The 11935-nt window shown below is 54.0% G+C and carries 7 protein-coding genes; 5 read left to right on the top strand and 2 right to left on the bottom strand.

The window, feature by feature from the left end; translation table 11 throughout:
- Positions 1-137 precede the first annotated feature (137 nt).
- Together EGT51_RS07600 and EGT51_RS07595 are read left to right on the top strand one after the other, a co-directional pair.
- On the top strand, positions 138-1571 hold the full coding sequence (locus tag EGT51_RS07600; protein WP_135368121.1) for a C69 family dipeptidase: 1434 nt from the start codon (positions 138-140) through the stop codon (positions 1569-1571).
- 505 nt (positions 1572-2076) lie between these two features.
- Positions 2077-4683 carry a cation-translocating P-type ATPase gene (locus EGT51_RS07595; protein ID WP_135368120.1) on the top strand — a complete coding sequence of 869 codons (2607 nt, stop codon included), beginning with the start codon at positions 2077-2079 and terminating at the stop codon, positions 4681-4683.
- A gap of 499 nt (positions 4684-5182) precedes the next feature.
- Here the strand turns inward: EGT51_RS07595 and EGT51_RS07590 are convergent, their stop codons facing one another.
- Both EGT51_RS07590 and EGT51_RS07585 read right to left on the bottom strand, forming a co-directional pair.
- Complete coding sequence (locus EGT51_RS07590; RefSeq protein ID WP_135368119.1) at positions 5183-6280, bottom strand: MucBP domain-containing protein; 1098 nt, start codon at positions 6278-6280, stop codon at positions 5183-5185.
- Positions 6281-6529: 249 nt separating this feature from the next.
- The gene (locus tag EGT51_RS07585; protein ID WP_135368118.1) at positions 6530-8779 is read right to left on the bottom strand and encodes an ATP-dependent Clp protease ATP-binding subunit; all 2250 of its coding nucleotides are present in this window, start codon (positions 8777-8779) and stop codon (positions 6530-6532) included.
- Between the two features lie 667 nt (positions 8780-9446).
- Here EGT51_RS07585 and EGT51_RS07580 point away from each other — a divergent pair.
- The 3 genes from EGT51_RS07580 (at position 9447) to ptsP (ending at position 11817) form a co-directional block, all read left to right on the top strand.
- Complete coding sequence (locus tag EGT51_RS07580; protein WP_225428698.1) at positions 9447-9650, top strand: hypothetical protein; 204 nt, start codon at positions 9447-9449, stop codon at positions 9648-9650.
- Positions 9651-9814: 164 nt separating this feature from the next.
- Positions 9815-10081, top strand: coding sequence for a phosphocarrier protein HPr (locus EGT51_RS07575; RefSeq protein WP_125574792.1), 267 nt, complete (start codon positions 9815-9817; stop codon positions 10079-10081).
- On the top strand, positions 10081-11817 hold the full coding sequence (ptsP, locus tag EGT51_RS07570) for a phosphoenolpyruvate--protein phosphotransferase (protein WP_135368117.1): 1737 nt from the start codon (positions 10081-10083) through the stop codon (positions 11815-11817). The genes EGT51_RS07575 and ptsP overlap by 1 nt, the downstream gene beginning before the upstream one ends.
- Positions 11818-11935: the final 118 nt, after the last annotated feature.

Genomic DNA, 11935 nt, shown 5'->3' with positions numbered 1-11935 from the left:
ACTCATCTGAAATGTCAACATTTTTTTGAAAGTGTTACCATTTTGTCATGCACGCGGATTCGGGCCGAAACTAGTCTTGCGTAGGGAAAAGCGGTAAAATATGAGTCATAGAAAAAATTAAGGAGTGACCACTAATTATGAAATTCGCAAAGCATCTCTCGGCTTGCACGTCCGTCTTAGTCGGCAAGGACGCCACGGTCGATGGCTCCACACTCATCGCCAGAAACGATGACACCTTCTTACCCCTGACCCCACAACGGTTCTACGTTCACCCGGCCGAACACGACCAACCGGAGCGGACCTGGGTCTCCAATCAAAACGGCTTCACCGCGCCGATTCCGAGTGACGGCTACCGCTACTTGGCAACGCCTAACGTCGAAGTCGACAAGGAAGGGGTCTATGCCGAAAGCGGCTTTAACGAAAAGAACGTGGCCATGAGTGCCACCGAAAGTGTTTACGGCAATCCCGCACCGCTGGCCTTGGATCCTCTGGTGGAAAATGGGTTAGCCGAAGATTCACTGCAGACCATGGTCCTGCCGTACATCAACTCCGCACGTGATGGGGTGCGTTACCTGGGCAATTTGATCAAGCAATACGGTTCACCCGAAGGTAACGGCGTGCTCTTCTCGGATCACGATGAGGTGTGGTACATGGAAATCGTCACTGGCCATCACTGGGTTGCCCAACGCATTCCCGATGACGCCTATGCCGTGACCGCCAACCAAGTGGCCATCCAACAGGTCAGCTTTGATGATCCCGATAACTTCATGTTCTCCGAGGGCATTCAAGAATTCGTGGCCGACAACCACTTGAATCCGGACCAAGACGGTTGGAACTTCCGGCACATCTTTGGGACCGACAACGAAAAAGACCGGCACTACAACACGCCACGGGTCTGGTTCGGCCAACACGTGCTCAATCCAGAAATCGAACAGGATCCCCAATCCAGTGACCTGCCTTTCATTTGCCGGACCAGTCACAAGATCAGCGTGGAAGACGTCGAATACATTTTGAGCTCCCACTACAATGAAACCAAGTACGATCCGTTAGGCCCTGGGGATGACGCGGATAAGCTGAAATTCCGGCCAATTTCCATGAACCGGACGCAAAACTCACACGTGCTGCAATTACGCAACGACGTGCCCGTCGAAAGCTCCGCCATTTTCTGGTTGAACTTCGGGGTACCAGCCTTCAGTCCGTACGTGCCGTTCTTTGCTAACGCCACGGATACTGATCCCTCATACAGCCAAACGCCGGTCCACTTGGATGACGTCAGTGCTTACTGGATGTACCGCAAGCTGTCCATGATCGTAGAATCCCACTACGTTCAGTTCATTGAACAGGACACGGACTACCTCACGGCGACCAAGCAAAGCCTACGTGCTCACGTGGCACAAACACTGGCACAGGCCAAGTCTTTGTCCGGCGATGAGCTGACGGCCTTCTTGACGAAGCAAAATCACCAAGTCGTCGCCGACATGCGCAAGGTCACCACGCAACTGACCAACGACCTGATTGAAAAGGGGTTGACGCTGTCTCGCCTGACCTTCAACATGGACAAGAACCTGTAGTCAGTACTGATGGTGGGGGCTCGTCGCCTGCGGCATAGTGAAGCCTGACCGCCTTGCCGAACTATCGGCTCCGGTGGTGGCGGTCAAAACGATTGTTGTGGCCGGCCAATTGTATGACAGTGTTGCGGAAATTTCGGTTCAACCAACAGCATGGACTGGCCAAGCTTGGCTAGCTTTCAAAGTGAACCGGAGACCGTTGTCAGAAAGTTGGCGCAAATTGCTACTAGTGGTCACTGGCTGCGGTTATCCTTTAGTAAGTGATGACTACCGCCAGTGAACGGCAAGGTGCCAGTACGGGCAGTGTCGCCAAGAACAACTCGTTTAATCAAATAAATTTAGCGCTACTGCGAAGCCACGATGGCCGAACGGTAGCGCTTTTTGGTATGGACCTCTGCAAGTCTCCAGAAATCTTCACAAATTGCCCAAATTCTATACAAAACTTTTCGTAATAATAAGTATACGGTAATCAATACGATGACTCATTTATATAACGGAGGAAAATAACATGAAGAGAAAAGAGATGACGAAAATTCACTTAACAGCGCAGCAGGGCTTGACGGCTCGCCAGGCGCAGGAACGTCTGGACCAGTTTGGCGCGAACCAACTGGTGGCTGCGAAGAAACCGGCGTTGTGGCGGCAAGTGGTGCGGCATTTAAGCGACGTGTCCTCATTGGTTTTACTGTTTGCGGTGGGGCTGGCCAGTTACATGGCCCTGTTTCAAGGGGGCGGCTGGACCAAGACGATTGTGATCGGGTCCATCCTGGTCATCAACGTGATCATTGGGTTGTACCAAGAAGCCTCGGCGGAAAAGGCTTTGGCTGCCTTACAATCCATGAGCCTACCCACGACGACGGTGCGCCGGGACGATATTGCGCAGACACTACCCGCTAAAGACGTGGTGCCAGGTGACCTGGTGCTCTTAAAGGCGGGGGACCAGGTGCCGGCCGATGGGGTTGTGCTCCAGAGCACCAATTTGACCGTCGACGAAGCCGTTTTGACGGGGGAAAGTGTGCCGGTGGCTAAGGAAAAACTGACGGACCCCACGGCTGCGGCAGAAACACAACAGGTCTTCTCCGGAACGGCGGTAACGGGCGGGACGGCAATCATCCAGGTCGTGACGACCGGAATGGCTACAGAATTGGGCCAAATCGCGGGGCTGTTGAACAAGACTAAGAAACGGGCCACGCCACTCCAAGGGCGGTTGAACCGCCTATCCGGTTGGCTGACGGCCTTTGCCGTGCTCGGCGGCCTGGTGATTTTTGCCCTGAGCATTTGGATGCAAAATCAAGGCCTAGCCGACAGCCTCATGATTGGGATTTCCCTGGCCGTGGCGGCGGTGCCGGAAACGTTGCCAATCATCGTGACCATTAGTTTGGCCCACGGCGTGAAGCGCATGGCTAAGCGCAATGCCATCATGCGACGGGTCAATGCGGTAGAAACCATTGGCGGCGTGGACGTGATTGCTTCCGACAAGACGGGGACGTTGACGCAAAACCAGATGACCATCACGCGTTACTGGACCCCCAACACGCAAAATGCCTTGGCGGCCGAAGACTTGTCGCCGGCGGGTGAGCAGCTGATGCGCTACCTGGGATTGGCCACTAATGCGGAGATCCAACTGATTGATGGTCAAGAAGAAACGATGGGTGACCCCACGGAACTGGCCATCGTGCGTTGGCTCAAGCAACACGACCGGAGCCGGCAAGCATTTGAAAAACAAGCGCCTCGGTTGGCCGAAGATCCTTTCGACTCTACCAAAAAGACCATGGCGACGATTCACCGGCTCTCCGATGGCCAGCAGTTGGTCATCGTGAAGGGGGCCTTTGACCGACTACCAATTGCCTGGGAAACGGGTCAGTTGGCCCAAGCACAGGCCATGCACGACAGTTTCGGCCAACAAGCCTTGCGGGTCCTATCGGTGGGCTACCGGGTCATGCCAGCTACGCAGACGCACGACTGGGCGGAACTGACGCAAGGGCTGAAATTTGCGGGGCTGGTCGGCATCATTGACCCACCGCGGCCAGAAGTAATTCCGGCCATTCGTGAGGCGAAACGTGCCGGGATCAAACCCGTCATGATCACGGGAGACCACATGGTGACGGCCGAGGCCATTGCTAAGGAAATTGGCCTGTTGACGCCGGGACAGTTGGTCATGTCGGGTGACGAATTACGGACGCTGACGGATGCCCAGCTCGACGACCAGATCGCCGACATTGCGGTCTACGCTCGGGTGTCACCGACGGACAAGATCCGCATCGTCCAGGCCTGGCAACGCGCCGGCAAGACGGTGGCGATGACGGGTGACGGGGTCAACGATGCGCCGGCCCTAAAGGCGGCTGACGTGGGCATTGCGATGGGTATCACCGGTACGGAAGTCTCCAAGGGGGCGGCCGACATGGTCTTGACAGACGACAATTTTGCCACGATCATTGCGGCGGTGCGTGAAGGCCGGACGGTGTACCAAAACATCTTAAAGGCCGTGGAATTTCTGGTGGGGGTCAACTTCGCTCAAATCTTCCTGATGGTCGGCGCCGTGCTCATGGGCTGGGGCGCCCCGTTACTGGCGGAGCAGCTCCTATTGATCAACGTGCTAGCTGACGGCATTCCAGGCTTCTACATTTCCCGCGAGCCGGGCGAAAAAGAAGCCATGGCCCAACCCCCGGTGGCCAACGACGAAAGCCTGTTTGCCCGGGGACTCGGTGGCCGTTTGGCTGTGCGGGCCGTGACCTTTACCGTACTGACGCTGGGTATCTATGCGCTGGGACGCTTCGGCTTATCTAATGGGCAAGCCACACTAGGCATGACGATGGTCTTCTTGGTGCTGGCGGTGGGGTCGATGATCGACATTTACGCCATCAAGGACCGTCAACCGTTGACACGGCAAAGTTTACGGCGGAATCCGACGCTGAACGTTTCCATGTTACTCGCGATTGCCTTGGTCCTGGCGATTGCCACGGTACCGGGCCTGCAGGGAATGTTTGGCCTCGTGAGCTTACCAGCAGTGGCTTGGCTGATCGTGATTCCGGCGATGTTCTTACCGACGCTGGTCTTGGAAATTGCCAAGCGCTGGCAGCGGCGTGACACGCAAAATTGGCTAGTAGAAACTGACTAGGGCTAGCAAAGTGAACGGTTATCAAAAAAAACGGTGTCGTCCCGAGGTGGGAGACACCGTTTTTGTATGGGTTGATTTAGGTGTTGAAAGTTGAAAGACGGAAATCAGCTGGAGCTATTGTTAGCATGCGACTCATGACGTCAAAAATAGTTGTTTTCAGCCTCACAATGCGAACTCTCGGCTAAGGTAGTGCATGCTAGTGACAGTTGCCTTAATCCCAGGTGGTAGCTACATTGACGACTAGTCTTTGGTTATCACAGTGCTGCTGATAGACGTCAACCTTGCCGGAGGCAGTCAGGGTGGAGCCAGCTGTGTCGGCGGTGTTGGCTGAGGTTTTGTCTCAGCCTACAGCGCGGGACGACTTGAGAGACTGGCGATTTTTGCCAGGCTTTCAAGCGAACCGGAAGACCGCTTCTCAGACTGGAGGTGTTCCCCAGAGCAGGTGGAACCCTGGCTGACGCAGGCGTCTGGTTTCACCAATTTTAGGTCCAACCTTCAGTTAGGCGTAAGCAATGGGCGCCAACCGTACGTAACGCGCATTGATGTAGGCAGCCGGGCCAATCTGGTACCAGACCAGCTGCTGGTCATCCACGACGCGACCGCGGATATCCAAGGCTTCACCGTGTTTCAGCTGGCCAGCCGTTTCGCCGTATGGTTCACGATAGATGGACACCGCTTGATGGGGGATGTAATCCACCGTACCGATGCGGGCAAAGGCTTGAGGGTGCCATTTGGCAGGTGCTGGCAAATGCAGGTCAATGAATTGGTGGTCGCGGCGGACGGTCTCTTGGGCCCGGAGCCACTGTTCACCACCGAGGTTGTACCACTCATCGCCGTTGGTCAGAGTGATGACCATGAACAGGCGCCAGAGTGAGTCGGTTGGAAATTGGTAGCCATACGCCCGACCGTTGGGTTCGTCGTAGACTTGGTGGTCACTTTGCAAGAAGACAAACTGATGAACGCGCTGAACCGTTTGCCAGGAATCGCGCCGGTAGTAGTAGACCACTTGGCCAGGTTGGTCGGTAAAAGTGCCACGTTGCTGACCTTGTGCCTGGAAAATGTGGTAGTTGGTCACGGGCGGTGGGGTCAGTGAAAAGGGCGTTCCTAAGCGTCCTCGTAAAATCGAAGGTAGCTGTAAGAGCCGACCGGTATCGTAATCCACCAGGTAGCTGATGATGGGTTGGCCCCAGTGGCGCACGTAGACCAAAGTCGTCAGGCCGTATTCGCTGAGATAGGTCTGCGTGAAGCCGTGGACGTCGCGTAAAGCATACCCCGGGATCTCCGGAAAGCGAAAACGCACGGTATGATGGAGCTGACCGGTAAGCACCAGTGCTGGTTGTAACGGTCGGTCTTGGTCATCGACTAGCCGAACCACTAAGGTGGCGGCAACTGGCGGCTGGGTGGTCATTGCCGGTGTCGACTGAGGTGTCGGGGACACGGGTTGCGGCGTGGGGGTCAAAGGCGCCGGGGGGGTCGGCGGCGTCACGGGTGCGTCAGGCGGCGTCACCGGGGCCGCCCGGCGTTGTGCGTGCCGCGGTCGATGTTTCGGCGGTCGCGCCGGTTCGATCACCCGCCGTAACCAGTCAAAAAAAGCCATGTCCTTTCACCTCCAGAAGTTTCGTTAAAACCAGTATACCGCATTCTGCAGCCCGATTGCAGACCCTAATTGCAAAACGCTTCCATGACAGGTAAAAAAATTGTTGAGAACAGGGGCGCGGCTGGTCTGACCCGTCCGCCCTCAGCGTTCCAACGCATCTCTAGCGAACAGTAAGGCGGCCAGCTCCTACCAAAGTCAGAGGCAAACAAAAACGGCAACCGCCCACAGGCAGCTGCCGTTTCATCACGCTTATTTCGGATCGGTATCGTCCGTCTTGTATGCGGCAGCGTCGGCCTGGTTGGCTTCGTTGTCAGCAGCTAAGACGATCTTACCGTCTTCGATCTTGGCTACGAGATTCTTGACGTCCGCGTGATCCAGGTAGAAGTCGGCAATCCGATCTTCAATCTCTTCTTGGATGACCCGCCGTAATGGCCGAGCCCCCATGGCTGGATTGTAGCCCTTAGTCACAAGCTGTTCCTCAACTGGTTCTGTGACGTGGATGTGCAGCCCTTGAGCGGCTAACATCTGGTTGACGTCACCAATCATTAAGTCAACGATGTGCATCAAGTTTTCCTTGCTCAAGGCATTGAATTCGATGATATCGTCAAACCGGTTTAAGAATTCTGGCTTGAAGTAGTTGGTTAAGTTACCCAGAACAGAGTGCGTCTTGCCTTCAGCGGCAGCCCCGAACCCAACGTTGGCTTCGGCGTCACCGGTCCCGGCGTTACTGGTCATGATGATCAGTGTATCCTTGAAGGAAACTGTCCGTCCTTGAGAATCGGTCAGACGACCGTCGTCCAGAATTTGTAAGAACATATTCATGACGTCGGGGTGGGCCTTTTCAATTTCGTCCAGCAGAACCAAGGTGTATGGGTGGCGACGAACTTGTTCCGTCAATTGGCCAGCTTCTTCATAGCCGACATAGCCAGGTGGTGACCCGATCAACTTAGAAATGGAATGTGGTTCCATGTATTCAGACATGTCAAAGCGAATCATAGCCTCTTGGGAGCCGAAGAGTTCGTTGGCCAATTGCTTGGCTAATTCCGTCTTCCCGACACCAGTAGGACCAACGAAGAGGAAGGACCCGATTGGCCGACCCGTGCCGTTTAACCCAATGCGGTTCCGGCGAATGGCCCGGGCAACCTTGTCCACGGCCTCGTTTTGACCGATGACGTGCTTTTCCAAATCTGTTGGGAGGCTTTGCAGTTGATGTTGTTCCTTGGCTGCCAGTTCCCCAACTGGGATAGACGTCTTTTCTTCGACGATGTCTTGCATGTCTTTAACGGTGACCGTTGCCGACTGGTTTTGATCAGCGTTCTTGGCGTCTTCCTTAGATTTCTCTAACTTGTTGACTTGATCACGGTAGTAGGCGGCTTTTTCGTAGTCTTCCTGCTTCAAAGCGGCCTGCTTTTGGTCCTCAGCACTCTTGATCTTTTCATCAATGGCCTTAGGATCAGCCACGTTGATCGTCAAATTCTTCCGTGAGCCGGCTTCATCCAACAGGTCAATGGCCTTGTCAGGTAAGAACCGGTCTTGGATGTAACGATCGGACAACCGCACGGCCGCCTCAATGGCGTCATCCGTGTAGTGAACGTGGTGGTAATCTTCGTACTTCTTTTGGATGCCTTGTAAAATCTTGATGGCTTCATCAGCGCTCGGTTCGTCGACCGTGACCGGTTGGAACCGCCGGGCGAGGGCTTGGTCCTTTTCAATATCTCTGTATTCATTTAAAGTCGTGGCCCCGATGAGTTGGAAGTCACCCCGTGCCAAAGCGGGCTTCAAGACGTTACCTGCGTCCATACCACCTTCAGCGTTGCCGGCACCCATGATTTCATGGATTTCGTCAATGAAGAGGATGATGTCCGGATTGCTCTGGACTTCCTTCATCAGTTGTTGCATCCGTTGTTCAAATTGCCCGCGGATCCCGGTTCCTTGAACCAAAGAGACCACGTCCAACCGAATAATTTGCTTGTTGGCTAATTTTTCAGGAACGTTGCCTTCAACAATGCGTTCCGCAAGGCCTTCGATGACGGCCGTCTTCCCAACACCGGCTTCCCCAATCAAAACGGGGTTGTTCTTGGTCCGGCGGTTGAGAATTTCGATGACTTGAGCCGTCTCCTTGTCCCGACCAATGACGGGATCAACCTTACCGTCTTTTGCCAGCTGGGTCAGGTTCAAGCCGTACTGACTGAGTAGGCCATTGCCCTTACCGCCGTTGTTGCCGGTCGGTTGGGTCGGTTGACCAGGCTGCGCACCGGATTGCCGGTAGTCAGCTTGTTCATTGCCGTTGCCGCCTTGCATTGCCCGGAAAATATCATCCAGGTTGCCAAAGCCGAATGGATCTTGTGCCATACGGCCACCTCCATTTCCAGAATCGTTTTGTTGCTGCTTAAGCAGTTGGTAACAATTTTGGCATAGGTCAACTTGTTGCCGCTGCCCGTTCACGCTCATGTACAGGTGAATCGTTGCTTCATTGCGGTGGCAATTTTGACATAGCATCTTGTCGTCTCCTTTCTTGCCTGGAATTCTCGTGGGAGCTCCCCACGCAGGTCCGTTCGAAAGGGTTTGACCTTTCTTGACCATTGACCACATTATACCGCGTTCGCGTCCCCGTGCAAGTAATTTGTTTCGGGGCATAAGCGGTGCAAAGTGGGGCATCTCCAGCGAACATTTTCATTCTAGCACTCTCCTAGGTAGAATGCTAAAATCACCACTTGAAAACGGCCAAATCTTGCAAAACGGGGTACTTTTTGGGACGGCCACCAACCTTGGGGCAGCCGATAGCGTTGCGGCTGAATGGTTTAAGGGTTGGCGACCTTACTAACGGTGTTAACTAGAAGTTGAACCTACAATTAATGCGTTGGTTGCAATAACAATGGTTTTCTGACACCTAAAATTGGCGAACGGTAGGCAGCCAGGTCGTGTTGTGAGGCTGAAAACGACTACTTTTGACGCCATGAGTCGCATGACCATCATAGTTCCAGTTGATTTTCGTCTTTCACCTTTCAGTGGTGCTAAGATGAAAGAGTGGTATGACCGGGTAGAACCGGGTATACTGGAAGTCTTAGGTCAGCGGAGTGAGGGCGGTCAGCCGACGAACGTCCAGATGGTCGCTTGAGCCCATGTTGGCTATTTTCAGATGATGCTAAAGAGGAGGCAGAAAAAATTGGCAAAAGATTTTACCGCGCTGATGAATCAGCTCAAGAATAAGGAACTGGATGAATTTGAAGTGACCCCGGAAGAATTTCCCGCCTTTCAAAAAGCCTTCATGGCCTTTGAAACCCGGAAACGGGTCGTGGGTCAAGCCCACAAGGGGGGCAAGCTCATCTACCGTTACGATGATGGCGGTCAAAATGACGCTGAATCATGATTATTTGATGTAAGCGGTTCATGAATGCTTGTAATTTGGGGTTGAGATTGATATTCTTAGAAGGTAGGCGTAACTCACAAAATGGTTGTTTGACCCATGCGCAAGGTCGAGGTGAGTCACGTTCGGCAAGAAATCAACCTAAGCTTAAAGGAGATCGATCAATTATGGAAAAACGCGAATTTCGTGTCACTGCAGAAACTGGTATCCACGCCCGTCCAGCAACGTTATTAGTACAGGCTGCTAGCAAGTTCAACTCAGAAGTTAGCTTACAATACCAAGACAAGTCCGTTAACTTGAAGTCCATCATGGGCGTTATGTCCTTAGGTGTTGGCCAAAACGCCAGCATCACCATCACGACTGACGGCGACGATGAAGCAGATGCCATGAAGGCAGTGGCTGAAACGTTGAAAAAAGAGGGTTTATCTGACTAATGAGAGCGATGCTCAAGGGAATTGCCGCCAGTGATGGGGTGGCTTGCGGCCGGGTTTACCGGTTTGTTGAACCAGACCTGCGCGTTAAAAGACGGTCAATCACTAATCTTGATTACGAATTAAATCGATTCCATCAGGCCCTTGAAGCAGCCGTCTCAGAAGTCGAGACGATTAAAACTCGAGCAACTAAAAACCTGGGCGCTGATAGTGCCCAGGTTTTTAGTGCCCACATTGAGATGCTCCAGGACCCGGAATTCATTGGGGCCATTGAAACCCAGATCAAGACCGAACACATCAATGCCGAAGTGGCGTTGGCCGGTGTAGCGGCGACTTACGAGACCAAATTAAAGGCCCTGACCAGTACGTACATGCAAGAACGTGTCAGTGATTTGCATGACGTGACTAAGCGACTCACGGCCCATTTGCTCGGGGTGCGCTTGCCTGACCTGGCGTTACTGAAGGAACCCGTGGTCGTGGTCACCCATGACTTGATTCCCAGCGACACGGTTTCAGTCGATGCCAAGTACATCCTGGGGTTCGTCACGGACCTGGGTGGTCGGACGTCCCACTCATCGATCTTAGCGCGGTCGTTGAATATCCCCGCAGTCGTGGGGACCCAATCGGCGACGACTGAGTTACAGGAGGGGGCGACGGTCATCGTTAACGGCTCGCGCGGCACGGTCATCAGTGAACCAACCAAGCCGGAACTGGCGATGGCTAAACAAGCCATGCAGGACCGTACCGCGAATATGAAACGGCTCGCGACGTTGCGGCATCACACCACGACCAGTCAAGATGGCATGGGGGTGGTGTTGGCGGCTAACGTCGGCACGGTCAATGATCTCCCCAATATTTTACAGAATGGGGCGGAGGCAATTGGCCTCATGCGCACGGAGTTTCTCTACATGGACAGCGATCAGCTCCCCACGGAAGATGAACAGTTCGTGGCTTATCGCCAGGTCGTTCAATCCTTAGCGCCGCGACCGGTGGTGATTCGGACGCTCGATATCGGGGGCGATAAGCCGTTGCCGTATCTGAAGCAAAAGCCGGAAGCCAACCCCTTCTTGGGAGCCCGGGCGATTCGGCAGAGCTTGGCGCACCAAAACATCTTCCGTAGTCAGTTACGGGCCTTGTTGCGGGCCTCGGCTTTTGGGAATCTGCGGATCATGTTTCCAATGATTGCCACGCTAGACGAGTTGCGCCAAGCCAAGGCCATTTATGATGATGAGCGGACCAAACTGACCGCGGCCAAGGTGCCCATGGGGAAAGTGAAAGTGGGCATGATGGTCGAGGTCCCCGCGGCGGCAATGCTGGCGGACCGGTTTGCCCAAGAGGTCGACTTCATGAGCATTGGGACCAACGACCTGATTGGCTACACGATGGCCGCGGATCGCACGAACCAAGACGTGGGGTACCTGTACCAGCCGTACCATCCTGCGATTTTGCGGTTGGTCGACCGGATCATCACTGCCGGTCACGCGGCGGGGATTCCTGTGGCGATGTGCGGTGAAATGGCCGGCGACCCGATTGCGGTGCCCCTGCTATTGGGGATGGGCTTAGACGAGTTTTCCATGGGCGCGGGGTCGATCCTAAAGACACGACAGCTGATCAGCCAGCTAAACGCCAAGGAACTCCAATCTCTCGTTGAGACGGTCTTAAACTCAGCCAGCACCAGCCAGGAGGTCGTGACGATGGTCCAAGCGGCGGTGCCTGATGTGTTGAATCAAACGGATTAATCCTGAATTATTCATACCTTTCAAAAAAGTCGTCAGTTTTCATGTTTTTCAAAAACTGACGGCTTTTGATCTTGCTTACTATGTATTGAGACTCTAAATTTTGATGGTATCACCTAAC

It is taken from the genome of Levilactobacillus suantsaiihabitans, from assembly GCF_004745505.1.
GTDB lineage: Bacteria > Bacillota > Bacilli > Lactobacillales > Lactobacillaceae > Levilactobacillus > Levilactobacillus suantsaiihabitans.
This window is presented reverse-complemented; position numbering and strand designations above follow the sequence as displayed.

Coding starts and splice junctions, on each gene's coding strand:
- EGT51_RS07600 (WP_135368121.1), top strand. CDS start 138: ATGAAATTCGCAAAGCATCTCTCGGCTTGCACGTCCGTCTTAGTCGGC.
- EGT51_RS07595 (WP_135368120.1), top strand. CDS start 2,077: ATGAAGAGAAAAGAGATGACGAAAATTCACTTAACAGCGCAGCAGGGC.
- EGT51_RS07590 (WP_135368119.1), bottom strand. CDS start 6,280: ATGGCTTTTTTTGACTGGTTACGGCGGGTGATCGAACCGGCGCGACCG.
- EGT51_RS07585 (WP_135368118.1), bottom strand. CDS start 8,779: ATGCTATGTCAAAATTGCCACCGCAATGAAGCAACGATTCACCTGTAC.
- EGT51_RS07575 (WP_125574792.1), top strand. CDS start 9,815: ATGGAAAAACGCGAATTTCGTGTCACTGCAGAAACTGGTATCCACGCC.
- ptsP (WP_135368117.1), top strand. CDS start 10,081: ATGAGAGCGATGCTCAAGGGAATTGCCGCCAGTGATGGGGTGGCTTGC.